We start from the raw sequence: 615 nt of genomic DNA, 5'->3' as shown, positions 1-615 counted from the left end.
GGCGGCACCACGGCGGCGAGCGGCACCACGACCCTCGGCGCCACCATCGGTTCCTTCACGGGCACTGCGGGCACGGCCGGCGACGGCACCACGGCCCTGACCGGCGCCATCACCCTGATCGCGACCAACGGCACCACCGCCACCGGCCTGGCCAGCAACGCCCAGCCCGCCGACGGCGACACGCTGACCGTGAACGGCAAGACCATCACCTTCCGCTCGGGCTCTGCTCCGGCCTCGACTGGCGTTGCGTCCGGCTCGGGCGTCAGCGGCAACCTCGTCACCGACGGCAGCGGCAACACCACTGTCTATCTCGGCACGGCGGGCACGCCGGCTGCGACCGTCAGCGATCTGTTGACCGCGGTCGATCTGGCCAGCGGCGTCAAGACGGCATCCATCACCGCGGGTGCTGCGACGCTCGCCACCAGCTTCAACCAGACCGCTTCGAGCGTTGGTGCGGGCGCCGTCACGCTGAAGAGCTCGACGGGTGCGGATCTGAGCGTCACCGGCAAGGCTGACCTGCTCAAGTCTCTCGGCCTGACCTCGTCTGTGGGCGGCGGCAACGCCACCGTGAGCGTCAACCGGACCACGAGCTCGGGCTCGCTCGGTGCGACGATC

General features: G+C 70.7%; 1 protein-coding gene. It reads left to right on the top strand.

The features are described 5' to 3' along the window. On the top strand, positions 1 to 615 hold a 615-nt coding region (locus AABA84_RS34840; protein ID WP_338314355.1), incomplete at both ends, for a DUF1522 domain-containing protein.

This window comes from Bradyrhizobium sp. TM239, assembly GCF_036247985.1.
Taxonomy (GTDB): domain Bacteria; phylum Pseudomonadota; class Alphaproteobacteria; order Rhizobiales; family Xanthobacteraceae; genus Bradyrhizobium; species Bradyrhizobium ottawaense.
Note: the sequence above shows the minus strand (reverse complement) of the source record. Positions and strands in the feature narration are given on the sequence as shown.